Consider the following 16,219-nt stretch of genomic DNA (forward strand, 5'->3'; position numbering starts at 1 on the left):
TTTGACAAGGGCGTTTTAGGGCGCACGAAAGAAGAGGTAAAGATTAGTTGATAAAAATACTCTGAATTAAACGACTTCGTTCGGATCCAGCGCTTGATCGCCAGATTTTGCGTTTCAGGACAATTGGGTTAGGCTCAACAAAGTTTATGGGGCAATTATTATGTCTGAACATATTTCGAAAACAGAAGTGACCATGGGGTCCGACAAGAATTTCGGGTTGGTCTTTGGCAGTGTGGCGGCTCTGATCGCCCTGTATATGTTGATCCGGGGTGGTGCATATTGGCCAATACCCGCGTTGTTTGCGCTGGTCTTTTTCGCACTGGCATTCATACGCCCGGCGATCCTGAATCCGCTGAACAGGCTTTGGTTTAGATTCGGTCTGCTGCTGCATTCGATCATTTCGCCCTTGGTGATGTTTCTTGTTTTCTTGATTGCATTTGTGCCGATCGCATTGATTTTCCGCCTAAAGGGTACTGATCCTCTGTCGCGAGATTTTGACAAATCGGCAAAGTCATATTGGAAGCCGCGCACATCCAAGCCTGAAAGCATGTTGCGGCAGTATTAGGCTAACGCGTTTCATTTGGTGGAGGGGAAACAGTGTCATTTCTAGCAGAGCTTTGGTCATTTTTAAGAGTCAGAAAGAAATTCTGGCTGGCGCCGGTGTTCCTTATTCTTGTGATTTTCGGAGGGTTGATTGTGCTCAGCCAAGGCTCTGCGATCGCTCCTTTCCTGTATCCTCTGTTCTAGGGGCATCATGACCTACATCCTTGGTATATCTGGGCTTTATCACGACAGTGCTGCGGCGTTGATCCGTGACGGTGAAATTGTGGCTGCGGCACAGGAAGAACGATTCACGCGCCAAAAACACGATGCGCGTTTTCCTGAGCACGCAATCAGGTTTGTACTTGAGGAAGCCGGAATCGCGCTTTCTGATGTCGAACATGTAGCGTTTTATGACAAGCCGTTCCTCAAGTTCGAGCGGCTGTTGGAAACCTATGTTGCAACAGCGCCGAAAGGGTTCGCATCCTTCCGGGTGGCGATGCCCATCTGGCTGAAGGAAAAGCTGTTTCTACGCAGGTTCTTGGTGAAAGAGCTGCAAAAACTATCGCCTGACTTCGATATGGCACAGCTTTTGTTTGCCGAACATCACATCAGCCATGCCGCCAGTGCTTACTATCCCTCGCCATTTGACGAGGCTGTGGTGCTTACCATTGACGGTGTGGGTGAATGGGCGACGACAACGCTGGGCATTGGGCGCGGAAGCGAGCTGGAGATCCTTAAGGAAATCCACTTCCCGCATTCGCTTGGCCTGCTTTATTCAGCATTCACTCACTACACCGGGTTCAAGGTAAACTCGGGTGAGTACAAGGTCATGGGATTGGCGCCTTATGGCGTACCCAAGTACAAAGACTTGATCCTTGAAACCATGGTGGATTTGAAAGAGGACGGGTCATTTAAACTTGATCAGACCTATTTCAACTACACTGCCGGTCTGACGATGACCAACAATGCTTTTGCGAAAGTGTTTGGGGAACCTCATCGCGCGCCTGAGACCGACCAGCTGACGCAGTTCCACATGGACATCGCCGCTTCGATCCAAGCCGTTACGGAAGAAGTTGTGTTGCGTATGGCCCGCGCGGCGGCTGCGGAATACGGCATCGAGAATCTGTGTATGGCAGGCGGGGTTGCCTTGAACTGCGTTGCAAACGGCAAAATCCTGCGCGATGGCGCATTCAAACAGCTTTGGGTGCAGCCCGCAGCGGGCGATGCGGGTGGCGCTGTCGGTACGGCTTTGGCTGCTTGGCATCAAGAACTTGGAAAACCTCGTCCATCGCAAGCTGGCGATCGGATGAAGGGTTCTTATCTTGGGCCTTTGTATGAAACCGATCAGATTTGTTCCGAACTGGACAAGCTTGGCGCGGTTTATACCGTGCACTCTCAGGACGAGATGATCGAGCAAGCCGCCAGCGCAATTGCGGATGGGAATGCCATCGGATGGTTCCAGGGCCGGATGGAGTTTGGACCGCGAGCTTTAGGGGGACGCTCGATCCTTGGCGATCCACGCTCGCCTGAGATGCAGAAGACCCTGAACTTGAAGGTAAAGTACCGCGAAAGCTTCCGCCCCTTTGCCCCATCGGTCCTACGCGAGGATGTCGGAGACTGGTTCCAGCTGAACGATGACAGCCCATATATGTTGATCGTGGCCGATGTGGTCGAGTCGCGTCGCAAGCCCATGAGCGCCGAGGAGGAGGCACTATTTGGAATTGAAAAACTGAATGTCCCACGGTCCGAAATTCCGGCCGTGACGCATGTCGACTATTCCGCGCGCATCCAAACCGTGCATGCCGATACGAACCCGCTATATCACCAACTGATCTCGCGCTTCAAAGACAAGTCAGGATGCCCGGTGGTTGTGAACACGTCATTCAACGTTCGCGGTGAACCGATTGTCTGCACACCCGAAGATGCCTTCCGCTGCTTCATGGGGACCGAAATGGACATGCTTGCCATCGGCAATGTCATTTTACGCAAGCCGGATCAGGATCCATCTCTGAAAGAGGATTACACGTCGAAGTACGAATTGGACTAAGGATTTTAGGTCAAGAATTGGGGGCTGAATATGATCTCGCGGATTGGGTCAATCTTGTGTTTCATCGTCGCAGGGTACTTTCTGGCTATTTCCGGATATGCCCTGTTGAACGCTTCAGACTATGCAGTTGGCACCGCAAGATTGATACGATACGTGATTGCACCCGGCGCAATTGGGGTCGTATTCCTGCTGGTCGCATTGTTCGTGAAAAGCGATCGCAAACTGCTGATCGGGATCTATGCATTTTCGGCGCTGGTGGCATTGTTTGCCTTTGAAGCTCTTCTGACCTGGCGATCAATTCAAGGAGCTGTCGGGCTCGCTGGATACATTCAAGGTGAAGATGCATCATATGAGCGCTACAATCGCTCAATTCCACCGTCCTATACTCTAAAGGCGCTGAACCGGGATTTGGGCGCAGGCAACATGTCTGAGATGCTGACCGGTGCAGTCCCCGGCGAAGAAGTTCTTCTGTGTACGCGGGATAATCAGCCTGTGTCCTACATCGCGGATCGCCACGGATTGCGAAACCCAGATGACGTGCATGATGCGCCAGTTAAGCTTTTGCTTGTAGGGGATTCCTTTACGGAAGGCATTTGCCTGCCCAATGGTGAAGATATCGCCAGCTACATTCGCGCCGGCGAGCCTGCGATGGTCAATACTGGAACTCGAGGGGCGGGGCCGCTTTACGAACTTGCGGTTTTGCGCCGGTGGGGTGCGCAGTTGGCGCCTGAACACTCGGTCATCTTCTTCTTTGAAGGCAATGACTGGCAGAACCTGAAGCGCGAAGGGGACTTTGCATTCTTGAGTGACGCGTTGGATCTAACAAGTCCGGTTGGGCCGGTCATCAGCGAAGTGAACAGTCCCGAAGCCGTAAAAAGCATCATTGCTGGCTGGTGGAAAGAGCAGAACCAATCACTTGAGGGGTTCCTTGGGCGCCGTTCTTGGCGAAGGAACTTTCTGGCGTTGCAACAGTCTGCGCTTGTAATGGGAATTCACTACCCCAAAGCCACGGTGGATAACCCGGATTTCTTAAAGATCTTAAAGGCTGCGCGTACCACGGTGGATAAATGGGGTGGTACGCTGACTTTGGTTTATATCCCACAAGTTGACCGATTTGTGGGTCTATTGCCAAGTGCGTCCGTTTATGACGAACTTCGCGATCTGGTACGGGCTGCTGCGGGCACTGCTGGGCTGGAGTTTGTTGATCTGGTGCCCCTCATTTCCGACCAAGCGTCGCCACGCTCTGTGTACGCAGCCGATGGGCATTTTAATGCTGTCGGGGCCAAGTTAACCGCCGAAGCGGTGCTATCGCATTTGAACAAGTATTAGGATTAAAGCCGCGCTTTTCTACGCACAAATTGCTCAATCGCTGGAGCTGGAACTGCGCCCGCCTGACGTGCAATCTCTTTCCCGTTTTGAAACAAGATCAGCGCGGGAATGCCGCGAATGCCGAATTTGCCCGATACATTTGGGTGATCTTCGGTATTGATTTTCGCAAACCTGGCCTGAGGAGAAATTGAGCGTGCAGCCTGTTCAAAGGCAGGGGCCATCATCCGACATGGTCCACACCATGGCGCCCAGAAATCTACCAGAAGCGGGACATCATCGTTGCGTTGAGCTTTGGCCAATGTAGCAGGGTCCAGTGCGCGAACCTTGCCGTCGTTTAAGCGAGCGCCGCAGGTGCCGCATTTTGCACCGGCTGAGAGTTTGTCAGCAGGTACGCGATTCACCGCGCTGCATTCTAGGCAGGTCATTTTCAGGGCAGAGGACATCATGGACTCCATTCATATATCGCAAACCGCATATGTGTCGTGCCCGTTACAAGGTCAAGGTCAGACCGTGCTAAGAAGGATGCTGGTTTCGCTGTTGGTTATCCCCTCAACCACGCGCACTTCCCGCAAAACGCGATCAAAATCAGGCAAGCTTTCTGCGGTGAGCTGCGCAACCAAGTCCCATTTGCCGTTTGTCGAGTGCAAGGACCTTAATTCAGGTAGTCCACGTAAACGCTTGATCACCGAAAGCGTTGATCTTCCTGACACCTCGATCATCATGATTGCCTGCACCCCATCTGGCCCATGATCTTCCCGCGCACGGATTGTGAAACCGAGGACGGCCCCACTGTCCTGCAGTCGGTCCAGCCGGGCCTGTACGGTGGCGCGGGTGACGCCAAGAATCGTTGCCAGTTTAGAAACCGGCGCACGTCCATCTTCGCGCAGGATTGCGATTAGGTTTCGATCGAGGTCATCAAAAATGTGCATAGCAAAATGGTAAACAACTATGATCAAAATAGCAAAAAATATCTACCATAATGAATATTTAGATCATTATCTATGAAAACATGTAAATGTTAAGCTCGGGTATTCCTCAGGACAATGAGAGCAGAAATGCCCCAAACCTCGCTTCAGGCACCAAGTGCCGTGATCATGATACGGCCCCATCATTTTCGCCCCAACACGCAAACTGCGCGTGACAATGGATTTCAGGTGTCCGCTCCAAAGGGGGGCGAGGCTGATCTGTCTAAGCGGGCATTTGAAGAGGTGACCACAGCGGTTGAGGCTCTCCGTTGCGAAGGGGTTGAAGTGAACCTTTTTGAAGATCCACGCGATGACCGGCCCGATGCCGTGTTCCCAAACAACTGGTTTTCGACCCATCCGGGTGGGCATGTTGCGGTTTATCCCATGTACTCGCAGAACCGTCGGATTGAGCGGCGTCAGGATGTGCTCGAAATGCTAAAGGCGCGCTACCGCGTGCAGGACATCATTGATTATTCGGGCTTGGAACAAGACGCGCTGTATCTGGAAGGGACCGGCGCGATGGTTCTGGATCACGTTGAACGCGTGGCCTATGCCGCACGCTCGAAACGCACCAGCGAGGTGTTGTTGGAGCGGTTTTGCACGCATTTTAACTATGAACCCATGGTGTTTGATGCCCATGATGCGCAGGGGCTTCCGATCTATCATACGAATGTGCTGATGTGTGTGGGCACGGATGTCGCGTTGATCGGGTTGGACACGATCTTGGACGCTGGCCGGCGGGAAGAGCTGCGCAAGCGTCTCGCACATAATGGGCGAGATGTGATTGAGCTGAGCCACGACCAAATTGCGAATTTCGCCGGGAATGCCATCGAACTGCAGGGCAAAGACGGGCGCCTTCTGGCGATGTCTCGCCGCGCGTTTGATGCACTGTCGCCTGAACAGCGCGGGCGGATTGAAGCACATCTGAAGATCCTGCCATTGGACATTCCCACCATCGAAATGGCGGGCGGATCGGTGCGCTGTACCATTGCGGGCATTCACCTTAGCCCACGACCCAACCCCGAAACCGAAGGAGAAGCTGCATGACCAATATCCATCTGCTTGGCGTGCCCATGGAGGAAGGCGCAGGACGCCGGGGCTGTATCATGGGTCCGGACGCCTATCGAACCGCTGGGCTGACCGAAGAACTGGCCGCGCTGGGCCACCCCGTCACCGATTTGGGCGATGCCGCGCGCGACACCGTGGACGCGATCCATACCGATCACGACCATCTGAAATTCCTGCCCGAGGTCGCGGGCTGGACCCGTAGCCTGCACCGGCACGCTTTTGATTTGGCCAAGCAGGACGTGCTGCCGATCTATATGGGGGGCGACCACGCTTTGGCCTTGGGGACCGTTACAGGGCACGTGGCCGCCGCTGCCGAAATCGGTCGCCCGCAATTCGTTCTTTGGCTGGATGCGCATTCCGATTTTAACACGCCCGCCAGTTCGCCCAGCGGCAACATCCACGGTATGCCGATGGCATTTGCCTGTGGGCTGGATGGCTTCCCGGATCTGTTGGGCAAGCCGCTGCCAGCGCAGCTTGATCCGACGAAACTGTGTATGTTGGGCTTGCGGTCGGTGGATCGCGGCGAACGCGAGCTTTTGCAGTCCTCAGGTGTGCAAGCGCATGACATGCGCGCAATTGATGAACATGGCATCGTGACGCTTCTGCGCCCTTTCCTTGATCAAGTTGCGCAGGCAAACGGGCTTTTGCACGTCAGTCTTGATGTCGATTTCATTGAACCCGATATTGCCCCTGCCGTTGGCACAACTGTCCCCGGTGGTGCCACCTTCCGCGAGGCGCATCTGATCATGGAGATGTTGCATGACAGCGGGTTGATGACGTCGCTCGATCTGGTCGAGCTGAACCCCTTCCTTGACGAACGTGGCCGCACCGCGCGGCTGATGGTTGATCTTACGGCAAGCCTATTTGGCCGCCGCGTGCTTGACCGTTTCACCACCAGCTATTGAGGCTCAAATATGCCCCCACTTCCCTCTGAACTAGCCTATGTCCCCTTCGTGTCGGTCGAACACATGATGGGTCTGGTCCACCATATCGGCATTGAAACAGTCCTGCGCGAGTTGGCAGCCGAAATCGAGAATGATTTCAAGCGTTGGGAGCTTTTCGACAAAACCCCGCGTGTGGCCAGCCATTCGGATGTTGGCGTGATCGAGCTGATGCCGACCTCGGACGGCGAGATGTATGGATTCAAATATGTGAACGGCCACCCCAAGAACACGAAAGAGGGGCTGCAAACCGTGACAGCCTTTGGTCTTCTGGCCGACGTGAACTCGGGCTACCCGCAGCTTCTGTCCGAGATGACAGTCCTGACCGCCCTGCGCACGGCTGCCACCAGCGCGATGGTAGCGAAACATCTAGCGCCCAAAGGGGCAAAGACGATGGCGATGATCGGCAATGGCGCGCAGTCTGAATTCCAGTGCCTGGCCTTCAAAGCGATCTGCGGTATCGATACCGTGCGGCTTTATGACATCGACCCGGTGGCGACTGATAAGGCCGCGCGTAATCTGAAGGGCCACGGGCTGCACGTCGTATCCTGCAAAACCGGCGAGGAAAGCATGGAAGGGGCTGAGATCATCACAACCTGCACCGCCGACAAGCAGTATGCCACGATCCTGACCGATAACATGGTCGGCGAAGGTGTGCATATCAACGCCATCGGCGGAGACTGTCCCGGCAAGACAGAGCTGCACAAAGACATCCTGTTGCGTTCGAAAATCTTTGTGGAGTACCCGGAGCAGACCTGGGTCGAAGGCGAGATCCAGCAGCTTGAAAAAGACCACCCGATCACCGAGATGTGGCAGGTGATTACCGGTAAAACGCAAGGGCGAACGGATGACAAGCAAATCACTTTGTTTGACAGCGTGGGCTTCGCGATCGAAGACTTCTCAGCGCTCCGCTATATCTCGAAAGCGATTGAGGGCACAGCCTATTTCACGCGGCTGGACATGTTGGCGGATCCGGATGATCCTCGCGATTTGTTTGGCATGTTGGAACGTTCGAAAGCGTAGCGAACTCTGAAACGAAGAAGGGGCGCGAACCGATTTGGTCCGCGCCCCTTTTCATGAATTGGTGTAATCAGGCGATGAAATCTTTGTAGCCAGCTTCGTCCATGTAATCGTCCAGCGGGCTGGTGTCGGACGCTTTGATCTTGAACAGCCAAGCATCTCCCTCCGGGTCGTCGTTGACCTTGCCGGGTTCGTCCACCATGGTTTCGTTCACTTCAGTGATCTCGCCGTCCAGCGGGCTTAGAATGTCGGATGCGGCTTTCACGCTTTCGATCACCACAACCTCGTCATCCTTTGAAACTGTGTCGCCTGCTTCGGGCAGTTCCAGAAAAACCACGTCGCCCAGCTGTTCTGCCGCGTGCGCGGTGATGCCAACCACGTAAACGCCGTCCTCTTCGCGCAGCCATTCGTGTTCTTCGGTGTATTTCATTTGGGTCACTCCTCAGGGATTTAAACCGACCGTAGCGCTGCCCGCACGTGGCGGCAAGAGCTTGTGTCCAACGGCATGCAGGTGCAGGTTGGGCGCATGAGCGATACCACAGGCGACCCGCATTTCTTCGGTTATGGTTCCTTGGTGAACCGTCAAACGCACAGCTATGACAACCCGCGTGCAGCGCGCGTCACCGGGTGGCACCGTGCGTGGCGTCGGTCGCCGCATCGGGCGCTGTGCTACCTGACGGCAGTGCCAGACAGTGCAGACTATATTGAAGGGTTGATTGCTTCAGTCCCAAGTGCAGATTGGGGCGCACTGGATCAACGTGAACACGCGTATGCACGGGTCGCGTTGGGATCTGAGATAAGCCATGATGGAGGTGATCTGGATGTGGCGATCTACGCGATTGCGCCTGGCGATCACCTGCCGCCAACTGAAGAGAACCCAGTTCTGCTGAGTTACCTTGACGTGGTGGTGCAGGGTTACTTCCGCGAGTTTGGCCTCGACGGCGTAACTCACTTCTTTGAGACGACAGAAGGCTGGAACGCGCCGATCCTGAACGACCGTTCCGATCCAATTTATCCGCGTGCGCAGATGCTGTCTGCGGAAGAAATCGCGCTTGTGGACGAGGGCCTCTCGCGCTTATCGGCGGTTGTGAAAGAGCGAGATGAGACGGGTCTGTCGTTGGAACGGATGCGCGGCACCGGGGCATAGCCCGACCTCGGCCTTACGCATAACGCGGGCAGACAAGATCAGTGCGATACCCGCGAAAATCAACCCTCCGGCGGCTTGGCCGATAAGGACACCCGGTGCGCCCCAATAGGCCGCGCCAAGCATGACCAGCGGGATGGTGCCCAAGGTCTGACGCCCCCAATTGATCCATGTGGAATAGAAAGGGTGGCCAAGGTTGTTGAAACTCGCGTTGGTCACGAAGATCACCCCGTTGAAATACCACGCCAGTGCCAGTGGGCCGCAGAAAAGGAAGATCAACTCGCGGCTCAGGCCTTCGGCGTTGAACAGGTCCGCGATTGGGCCGCGCAGAAGGAACAAGATCGCAGTAACCAGAAGGATCACGACCGCGACAAAGATCAGCCCATCACGGATCGCCTGTCTGACCCGGTCGATGCGGCCAGCCCCGAAATTTTGTCCGACAATAGGGCCGATCGCTCCGGACAGGGCAAAGATTGTTCCAAAAGCTACTGGTATAAGTCTGCCAATCACGGCCATTCCGGCCACGGCGTCTTCGCCATATTCAGCCATTGCGCGGGTGACATAGGCCTGTCCGATTGGTGTGGCAAATTGAGTCAGGATCGCAGGAAGTGCGATGGTAGCAATGGCGGTGAAATCCACGCGGAACTCTGCGCGGGTCGGGCGGTCCAGCCCGCCGTAGTAGCGGATGACCGGATAGATCGACATGATGGCCATGGTGATGCGCGCCGCCACTGATGCCAAAGCGGCACCCGTTAGGTCTAGGTTCAGACCAAAGATCAGAATGGGGTCGAGGATGGCGTTCACCACACCCGCGCCAATGGTCGCCATCATCGCGCGGCGGGCATCGCCATGGGCGCGCAGGATGGCACCACCCACCATACCGATGATCAGCACCGGCAGGCTGGGCAGGATGATCCGCAGGTAGGATGTCGCCAGAGCGAGTGTGTTGTCAGATGCGCCCAAAAGCGCGACCAGTTGTGGCGCGTAGGTCCACACAATTGCAGTGAAAATCGCCCCGATCACCACGCCATATAAAAGCGCGGTAGAGGCCCGTCGGCGGGCTGTTTGGGGGTCTCCTTCCCCTAAGGCTCGGGCCACCAAAGCACCCGCTGCGATCGACATGCCAATCCCGAAGGATGAGGTGAAAAAGAGGATGCCGCCTGCATAGCCCACGGCTGCTGCCAGTTCATCCCGGCCCAGCATCGAGATGAAGATCATGTCGACCAGATCCACAAGGAAGATCGCCATCAATCCAACCGACGCGGTCAGGGACATGACCGAGATGTGCCTAAAGAGGTTCCCTTCAAGGAATTTCGCTTGCGCCTCGGCCATGGTGGTCACCTTCACTGTTCGCTTGGATCACCATGACGCAGAACAGTGGGCAGCACCAGTGCGTGCTGTGCACAGGTGGTGTGCGGAAACTGACGATGCGCGGTCAAGCTTTGCGTATCAAAACAATGCCGATAGCAGCGAACCACACAATGAAGCCAAGTCCAAAGATCATACCAAACGCCTCAAGCGCTGGGATGATGGTCAACAGGCCACTGGCCCCAATGACATAACCAAACAGGTTTAGTGCGCGCGGTAGAATGCCTGCCGACCATGCGGCAAGACTGATAGTGATCACCCAGACAGAACCTGCGATCTCATTCCCGCCACCAAGGCCATTTTCGATTGTTGTGATGGTGGTCCACAAATGCGCGGCAAGCTCCGGCGAGCCCGTCATTGATAGAGTGGCTGCAAGCCCCACGTTGGCGATCATACCCGCGCCCATGACAAGTGTGGCCCAGATTAGACCAAAGCCAGCGCTCAAGTCGGATAGGACCGGAGCAGAGGGCTTAAGCAACGCGCGCAAGGCAACTACCAACGCGGCAAGCGCGATGGCGTTCACCACATAAATCACAAGATACCAAATCGACAGAACCGATTGCTGTGCGGCGAGAAAGTCCAGACGTTCTTGTGGAGAGGTCTCGGTCGCGCCAAAGCCAGCAGGTTCAAGCACTGCGACCATGATCACGATGCCAAACAGATATGTCGCCGCACAAATCAGCGCTGCAATGCCGCCTGCTTTTCGAAATCTAATCATGCTTCACCTCGCCGAAATTCTTCAACCAATGGCGAAGTTTACCCCTTGGCGCGTACAACTTGCAACAGAGGCATCAGCGATGACATGTCCGGGCCGCGTTCCATGCCGGTGACGGCTTTACGCAGCGGCATGAACAGGCCCTTACCTTTGCGGCCGGTCGCCTCTTTCACGGCCGTGGTCCAGTTGGACCAGCTGTCGGAGTCATAGGGGGCATCGGGCAGAAGGGTCATGGCTTCGGCGACGAAGTCCTTGTCCTCATCGTCGATCAGCGGTTCAGCGCCGTCGCGGCACAGGGACCACCAGCCGTCGAGATCACCCAACGTTGTGATGTTTTCACGTGCAACGTTCCAGAGGGCCTCGGCCATTTCGGAAGGTACGCCGATTTCGTCCAGCTTGGTTTTCACAGCACTTAACGGCAGAGATGCCAGATGGCGTGCAGTCAGCGGGAAAAGGTCTTGCACGTCGAACTTGGTTGGGGCCGAGCCGAAGGTCGACAGGTCGAAGCCTTCAATGATCTCATCCAGCGAGCTGCGCAATTCGACAGGTTGAGACGACCCCAATCGGGCCAGCAGGCTCAGCAACGCCATCGGCTGCACGCCCTGATCGCGCAGATCGCGGATGGCAAGCGTGCCAAGACGTTTGGACAGAGCCTCGCCCTGCGGGCCGGTTAGAAGCGAATGGTGCGCAAAGCTGGGAACCGTCCCCCGCAGTGCTTCGATTATCTGAATTTGCGTGCCGGTGTTGGTCACGTGATCCGACCCGCGCACGACGTTTGTGATCCCGAAGTCGATATCGTCACAAACCGAAGCGAGCGTATACAGGAACTGCCCGTCGCCACGGATCAGCACCGGGTCCGAGACCGAGGCCGCGTCGATCGAGATGTCGCCCAGAATGCCGTCGGTCCAGTTGATCCGCTCGTGATCCAACTTGAAGCGCCAGTGGCCCTGACCACGCTCCTCGCGCAGGGCAGTTTTTTCGTCATCCGACAGCGCCAGCGCCGAGCGGTCATAGACCGGCGGCTTGCCCATGTTCAGCTGCTTTTTGCGCTTCAGATCCAGCTCGGTCGGGGTCTCGAAACACTCGTAGAAACGGCCCATGTCGCGCAGTTCTTGCGCGGCGGCCTCGTACCGGTCCAGACGATCCGATTGCTTTTCAACGCGGTCCCATGTCAGGCCCAACCATTCCAGATCTTCCATGATCGCATCCGCATATTCCTGCTTCGAGCGCTCTGGATCCGTGTCATCCAAACGCAGGATGAACTGGCCACCCGATTTGGCAGCAATCAGATAGTTAAAAAGCGCGGTGCGCAGGTTGCCCACATGGATGTAGCCGGTGGGCGAGGGGGCGAAGCGGGTGGTGGTCATGGGTTGATCTCCTTGGCGGTCCCTCTTTCATATTGGCCCGGATTTGTCCATAATATTCCCTATGGAGAATTCATCTGCACCCAGTTTGGCGCAGATCGAGCAATTGGCGCTGGAAGCGCGTGCCCATCTGCCCGACCCGTTTGCCGAGCCCGCCTTGGATGTTGGCATCCACGTGGCCGAGATCCCGGATGCCAGCATACTGGCCGATCATGACATTGCTGATCCCTATGAACTGACTGGCATGTATGTCGGCGTGCCTTTGACGGAAAAGGTGCCAAGCGATCAGCCCTTGTCGTTGGATGCGATTTGGCTGTTCCGACGTCCAATTCTGGATGAATTGGCACGGCGCGGGGATGTGACCATCTCTGAACTGGTGACACATATCGTTGTGCATGAGTTTGCCCATCATTTCGGCTGGACCGACGAACAAATTGCGGCGATTGATCACTGGTGGGAATAGCTGCCGATCAAGTTGGTAGAACCGGCCATTTCTTGTTCAGGTCTGCCAGTCCGGCGCGGATCAGCTCGGCCAATACATCCAGGTCAATGTCGGCCAGTTTGTTCACATACAGGCAGGATTTGCCCATTTTATGTTTTCCCAAGCGGGACAAAATGTCGTCGTAATCGGCATAACCGGGCATAATGTAGATCGAATGCTTGGCTTTCCGAGGTGAAAAGCCGGTTGCAAGAAAATCACCCTCGCGTCCGCTGTCATAGACATAGTGATACTGTCCATAGCCGATGATCGTCGGGCCCCACATGATGGGCTGATACCCGGTGACGTCCCGAAACAGGCTGTCGAGTATCTGTGCATCTTTCTGTTTTGCTGCGGGTTCGACACCTGCAATGAAGGCCTGCACGGTCTGATCCGTTGGGGCTGTTTTGTTCTGGGCCATGGGCGGGTCTCACAATCTTGTGACGGTGCGTCTTTGGTGGGCAATTCTGAGTATACTCTCTTCACTCGTTTCAACAAAACTCACAGGGAGGCTTCGATGTCCGAATTCCCAATTCCTATGCTGTCACGCCGTCATTTTATCGCACTGGGCGCGGCGGCTCCGGCCCTTGGGCTGGCCTCGCAGGCGCAGGCAATGGCGCCACAGCTCGGCGCGCAAACCATAGATGCCCGTCGTTTCAAGCTGGGCGCGTTCGAGGTGACGACCTTGCTGGCAGGTGCACGCACCGTTCCGGACCCTCAAACGATTTTCGGAATGAATGTTGGTGAGGATGACTTCGCCAAGGCCAGCGCAAGCGCCAATATCCCGACCGATGCGGCGCAGTTCTTCTTTACGCCCACTTTGGTCAACACGGGCGTGGATCTGGTGTTGTTTGACACTGGTTTGAACCCCGAGGGGATCAGTGCGGCGGTGGCTGCGGCTGGATACTCACCCGATGATGTCGATATTGTTGTTGTCACCCATATGCATGGTGATCACATCGGCGGCTTAATGGGAGATGCAGGCGCGACTTTCCCAAACGCGCGCTATGTCACTGGCGCGGTCGAGTTCGATCACTGGGCTGCCGCCGGCAATGATGGTTTCAATGCCAAGATGGCCCCGCTGGCAGAGCAGACGACCATGCTGACCCCTGGCGATGCTGTCCTGTCAGGGATTGAAGCGGTCGAAGCCTTTGGCCATACGCCCGGCCACATGGCTTATCGGTTGGACAGCGACGGACAGTCGCTGCTGATCGCTGCTGATTTCGCCAACCACTATGTCTGGTCGCTGGGTTATCCCGATTGGGAGGTAAAGTTCGATATGGACAAATCAGCGGCTGCTGCTACGCGCAAATCGCTGCTCGGGATGTTGGCTGCGGAGAAGATGCCATTCATCGGTTACCACATGCCGTTCCCCGCGCTGGGTTATATCGAAGCCCGTGATGCCGGGTTCCAATACGTGCCGCACAGCTATCAGCTGTTGATGTGATATATCGCGCAGGCGGGGTGGCTTAAGTGCCGTCCCGCCAGCGGTTCACGATCGGATAGCGACGATCCAGCCAGAAGCTGCGCATGGTCAGGCGGGTGCCTGGTGCGGACTGGAAGCGTTTGTATTCGCTGATGAAAACAAGGTGCTCGATCTTTTTGACCGTTGCCTTGTCGAACCCTTCCGCGACCAGCTCGGCCACCGATTTCTCGTCATCTATCAGCCCCTTAAGGATCGCATCCAGCACGTCATAGGGAGGCAGGCTGTCTTCGTCTTTTTGATCCGGGCGCAGCTCTGCAGACGGGGGTTTGTCGATGATTGAGACCGGGATGACTTCGCCTTCCGGGCCTTTCATCCAATCGCGGTGATTGGCGTTGCGCCATCGGCATTGTTCAAACACGCGGGTCTTGTAAAGATCCTTGATCGGGTTATAGCCACCCGACATATCCCCATAGATCGTGGCATAGCCCACGGCGACTTCGGATTTGTTGCCAGTGGTAAGAAGCATCGCGCCCGTCTTGTTGGACAAAGCCATCAGAAGCAGCCCACGAAGGCGGGACTGAATGTTTTCTTCGGTCACGTCGGGCTCGGTGCCTGCGAAGAATGGGGCGAGCGTATTGGTGATCGCGTCGCGGCCTTCCTTGATCGGCACGAAATCATAGGTGCAGCCAAGACGGTTCGCGATGTCTTTGGCGTCGTCCAATGACCCTTGCGATGTGTATTCAGAGGGCAACATCACGCAACGCACGTTTTCCGGCCCAAGCGCATCTGCGGCAATGGTGGCGACAATCGCGCTGTCGATCCCGCCGGACAGACCCAGCAGCACCTGCTTGAACCCTGTCTTGCCCATATAGTCACGCAGGCTTTCAACCATTGCGCGGTAATCTTGCTCCCACTCATTGCCCAGACTGGCAATCGGACCGGGTTGGATGCGCCAACCGTCATCGGTGTTGATCAGGTCCACGTGCCGGATCTCTTCATCGAAATCGGCCATGCGGAAGGCGAGCTCTCCGCCCGGGTTCAAGGCGAAAGACGCTCCGTCAAACACTTGGTCATCCTGCCCTCCGACCATGTTCAGGTAGATTAGCGGCAGTTCGGTTTCGACCACACGACCCACCATGTGGTTCAGGCGCACGTCGAACTTGTTGCGATAGTAAGGCGAACCATTGGGGATGAGCAGAAACTCGGCACCGCTTTCGGCCAGCGTCTCGCAGACGTCCTCGGCATGCCAGGCGTCTTCGCAAATCGGCGTGCCAATGCGGATCGGTCCCATGGAATACGGGCCTTGCGGGTCAGCCGAGGTGAAGTGACGTTCTTCGTCGAAGACGGTCTCGTTGGGCAGGCGTTGCTTCAGGATTCGCGTGGCGATCTTGCCACCTTTAAGGATATAGTAGGCGTTATAAAGGTCCTTGCCATCGTGATACGGCGCTCCGATCCCGATTGCTGGGCCGTCTGCGCAGTCTTTCGTCAACGCCCCTATTGCATTCATCGCGTCGCGATAAAACTGCGGGCGCATTACCAAGTCCTGCGTCTGATAGCCCGTCACAAATGCTTCGGGCAGGGCCAGCATGTCGCTGCCAGCTTCTTTCGCCGCCTTCCACGCGGCGCGCGCCTTATCAGCATTTGCCGCAATTGCGCCCACGGTTGGGTTCAGTTGTGCCAGTGTCAGGCTAAATTTCTCACTCATCACGCCAGTCCTTCTGTCCGGCCATTGCCAGAGATGGTTCGGCACAGATGTAGCAGGTTTGTCCGCAGGATAAAGAGGCTGCGCTTGAAAAGCGTTGTCTCGGCTT

Annotated in this window: 18 protein-coding genes; 10 read left to right on the forward strand and 8 right to left on the reverse strand. The window is 56.0% G+C overall.

Features of this window, described 5'->3' with window-relative positions:
• Positions 1-160 precede the first annotated feature (160 nt).
• Genes MWU55_RS05520 through MWU55_RS05535 form a run of 4 tightly spaced genes read left to right on the forward strand, consistent with a single transcriptional unit; the run spans position 161 to position 3,919 of the window.
• Entirely contained in the window at positions 161-565 is a 405-nt protein-coding gene (locus tag MWU55_RS05520; RefSeq protein WP_246934756.1) for an SxtJ family membrane protein, read from the forward strand.
• 32 nt (positions 566-597) lie between these two features.
• Positions 598-747 carry a DUF5989 family protein gene (locus MWU55_RS16505; protein ID WP_348646215.1) on the forward strand — a complete coding sequence of 50 codons (150 nt, stop codon included), beginning with the start codon at positions 598-600 and terminating at the stop codon, positions 745-747.
• 7 nt (positions 748-754) lie between these two features.
• Entirely contained in the window at positions 755-2,590 is a 1,836-nt protein-coding gene (locus tag MWU55_RS05530; protein WP_246934757.1) for a carbamoyltransferase, read from the forward strand.
• 30 nt (positions 2,591-2,620) lie between these two features.
• Complete coding sequence (locus MWU55_RS05535; RefSeq protein ID WP_246934758.1) at positions 2,621-3,919, forward strand: GDSL-type esterase/lipase family protein; 1,299 nt, start codon at positions 2,621-2,623, stop codon at positions 3,917-3,919.
• A 2-nt stretch (positions 3,920-3,921) separates the two neighbouring features.
• On the opposite strand, the gene trxC is transcribed toward MWU55_RS05535, so the two are convergent.
• Positions 3,922-4,362, reverse strand: a complete 441-nt coding sequence (trxC, locus tag MWU55_RS05540) for a thioredoxin TrxC (RefSeq protein ID WP_246934759.1) — start codon at positions 4,360-4,362, stop codon at positions 3,922-3,924.
• Between the two features lie 60 nt (positions 4,363-4,422).
• The gene (locus MWU55_RS05545; protein ID WP_246934760.1) at positions 4,423-4,848 is read right to left on the reverse strand and encodes an Lrp/AsnC family transcriptional regulator; all 426 of its coding nucleotides are present in this window, start codon (positions 4,846-4,848) and stop codon (positions 4,423-4,425) included.
• Positions 4,849-4,974: 126 nt separating this feature from the next.
• Here MWU55_RS05545 and MWU55_RS05550 point away from each other — a divergent pair, with 126 nt between their 5' ends.
• Genes MWU55_RS05550 through MWU55_RS05560 form a run of 3 tightly spaced genes read left to right on the forward strand, consistent with a single transcriptional unit; the run spans position 4,975 to position 7,916 of the window.
• Positions 4,975-5,931, forward strand: coding sequence for an arginine deiminase-related protein (locus tag MWU55_RS05550; protein ID WP_246934761.1), 957 nt, complete (start codon positions 4,975-4,977; stop codon positions 5,929-5,931).
• The gene (gene rocF, locus MWU55_RS05555) at positions 5,928-6,857 is read left to right on the forward strand and encodes an arginase (RefSeq protein ID WP_246934762.1); all 930 of its coding nucleotides are present in this window, start codon (positions 5,928-5,930) and stop codon (positions 6,855-6,857) included. The genes MWU55_RS05550 and rocF overlap by 4 nt, the downstream gene beginning before the upstream one ends.
• Before the next feature lie 9 nt (positions 6,858-6,866).
• Entirely contained in the window at positions 6,867-7,916 is a 1,050-nt protein-coding gene (locus MWU55_RS05560; RefSeq protein WP_246934763.1) for an ornithine cyclodeaminase, read from the forward strand.
• A 67-nt stretch (positions 7,917-7,983) separates the two neighbouring features.
• Here the strand turns inward: MWU55_RS05560 and gcvH are convergent, their stop codons facing one another.
• Positions 7,984-8,343: a glycine cleavage system protein GcvH gene (gene gcvH, locus MWU55_RS05565; protein ID WP_246934764.1), complete on the reverse strand. Its 360-nt coding sequence runs from the start codon at positions 8,341-8,343 to the stop codon at positions 7,984-7,986.
• A 96-nt stretch (positions 8,344-8,439) separates the two neighbouring features.
• Between gcvH and MWU55_RS05570 the strand changes: the two genes are divergently transcribed.
• Positions 8,440-9,060, forward strand: coding sequence for a gamma-glutamylcyclotransferase family protein (locus MWU55_RS05570; protein WP_246934765.1), 621 nt, complete (start codon positions 8,440-8,442; stop codon positions 9,058-9,060).
• Here MWU55_RS05570 and MWU55_RS05575 read toward each other — a convergent pair.
• The 3 genes from MWU55_RS05575 to gltX all read right to left on the reverse strand — a co-directional run bounded on the left by MWU55_RS05575 (position 8,989) and on the right by gltX (position 12,507).
• Entirely contained in the window at positions 8,989-10,389 is a 1,401-nt protein-coding gene (locus tag MWU55_RS05575; protein WP_246934766.1) for an MATE family efflux transporter, read from the reverse strand. The genes MWU55_RS05570 and MWU55_RS05575 overlap by 72 nt on opposite strands.
• Before the next feature lie 103 nt (positions 10,390-10,492).
• A complete protein-coding gene (locus MWU55_RS05580; RefSeq protein WP_246934767.1) occupies positions 10,493-11,143 on the reverse strand; it encodes a DUF4386 family protein in 651 nt (216 codons plus the stop codon).
• Positions 11,144-11,181: 38 nt separating this feature from the next.
• On the reverse strand, positions 11,182-12,507 hold the full coding sequence (gene gltX / locus MWU55_RS05585; RefSeq protein WP_246934768.1) for a glutamate--tRNA ligase: 1,326 nt from the start codon (positions 12,505-12,507) through the stop codon (positions 11,182-11,184).
• 61 nt (positions 12,508-12,568) lie between these two features.
• Between gltX and MWU55_RS05590 the strand changes: the two genes are divergently transcribed.
• The gene (locus tag MWU55_RS05590) at positions 12,569-12,967 is read left to right on the forward strand and encodes a metallopeptidase family protein (protein WP_246934769.1); all 399 of its coding nucleotides are present in this window, start codon (positions 12,569-12,571) and stop codon (positions 12,965-12,967) included.
• A 7-nt stretch (positions 12,968-12,974) separates the two neighbouring features.
• Here the strand turns inward: MWU55_RS05590 and MWU55_RS05595 are convergent, their stop codons facing one another.
• The gene (locus tag MWU55_RS05595; RefSeq protein ID WP_246934770.1) at positions 12,975-13,403 is read right to left on the reverse strand and encodes a DUF1801 domain-containing protein; all 429 of its coding nucleotides are present in this window, start codon (positions 13,401-13,403) and stop codon (positions 12,975-12,977) included.
• 96 nt (positions 13,404-13,499) lie between these two features.
• On the opposite strand from MWU55_RS05595, the gene MWU55_RS05600 reads away from it, so the two are divergent.
• A complete protein-coding gene (locus tag MWU55_RS05600; RefSeq protein ID WP_246934771.1) occupies positions 13,500-14,429 on the forward strand; it encodes an MBL fold metallo-hydrolase in 930 nt (309 codons plus the stop codon).
• A 22-nt stretch (positions 14,430-14,451) separates the two neighbouring features.
• Here the strand turns inward: MWU55_RS05600 and MWU55_RS05605 are convergent, their stop codons facing one another.
• Positions 14,452-16,113: an NAD+ synthase gene (locus MWU55_RS05605; RefSeq protein ID WP_246934772.1), complete on the reverse strand. Its 1,662-nt coding sequence runs from the start codon at positions 16,111-16,113 to the stop codon at positions 14,452-14,454.
• Positions 16,114-16,219 lie beyond the last annotated feature (106 nt).

It is taken from the genome of Aliiroseovarius sp. F20344, assembly GCF_023016155.1.
Lineage (GTDB): Bacteria > Pseudomonadota > Alphaproteobacteria > Rhodobacterales > Rhodobacteraceae > Aliiroseovarius.

Coding starts and splice junctions, on each gene's coding strand:
- MWU55_RS05520 (WP_246934756.1), top strand. CDS start 161: ATGTCTGAACATATTTCGAAAACAGAAGTGACCATGGGGTCCGACAAG.
- MWU55_RS05530 (WP_246934757.1), top strand. CDS start 755: ATGACCTACATCCTTGGTATATCTGGGCTTTATCACGACAGTGCTGCG.
- MWU55_RS05535 (WP_246934758.1), top strand. CDS start 2,621: ATGATCTCGCGGATTGGGTCAATCTTGTGTTTCATCGTCGCAGGGTAC.
- trxC (WP_246934759.1), bottom strand. CDS start 4,362: ATGTCCTCTGCCCTGAAAATGACCTGCCTAGAATGCAGCGCGGTGAAT.
- MWU55_RS05545 (WP_246934760.1), bottom strand. CDS start 4,848: ATGCACATTTTTGATGACCTCGATCGAAACCTAATCGCAATCCTGCGC.
- MWU55_RS05550 (WP_246934761.1), top strand. CDS start 4,975: ATGCCCCAAACCTCGCTTCAGGCACCAAGTGCCGTGATCATGATACGG.
- rocF (WP_246934762.1), top strand. CDS start 5,928: ATGACCAATATCCATCTGCTTGGCGTGCCCATGGAGGAAGGCGCAGGA.
- MWU55_RS05560 (WP_246934763.1), top strand. CDS start 6,867: ATGCCCCCACTTCCCTCTGAACTAGCCTATGTCCCCTTCGTGTCGGTC.
- gcvH (WP_246934764.1), bottom strand. CDS start 8,343: ATGAAATACACCGAAGAACACGAATGGCTGCGCGAAGAGGACGGCGTT.
- MWU55_RS05570 (WP_246934765.1), top strand. CDS start 8,440: ATGAGCGATACCACAGGCGACCCGCATTTCTTCGGTTATGGTTCCTTG.
- MWU55_RS05575 (WP_246934766.1), bottom strand. CDS start 10,389: ATGGCCGAGGCGCAAGCGAAATTCCTTGAAGGGAACCTCTTTAGGCAC.
- MWU55_RS05580 (WP_246934767.1), bottom strand. CDS start 11,143: ATGATTAGATTTCGAAAAGCAGGCGGCATTGCAGCGCTGATTTGTGCG.
- gltX (WP_246934768.1), bottom strand. CDS start 12,507: ATGACCACCACCCGCTTCGCCCCCTCGCCCACCGGCTACATCCATGTG.
- MWU55_RS05590 (WP_246934769.1), top strand. CDS start 12,569: ATGGAGAATTCATCTGCACCCAGTTTGGCGCAGATCGAGCAATTGGCG.
- MWU55_RS05595 (WP_246934770.1), bottom strand. CDS start 13,403: ATGGCCCAGAACAAAACAGCCCCAACGGATCAGACCGTGCAGGCCTTC.
- MWU55_RS05600 (WP_246934771.1), top strand. CDS start 13,500: ATGTCCGAATTCCCAATTCCTATGCTGTCACGCCGTCATTTTATCGCA.
- MWU55_RS05605 (WP_246934772.1), bottom strand. CDS start 16,113: ATGAGTGAGAAATTTAGCCTGACACTGGCACAACTGAACCCAACCGTG.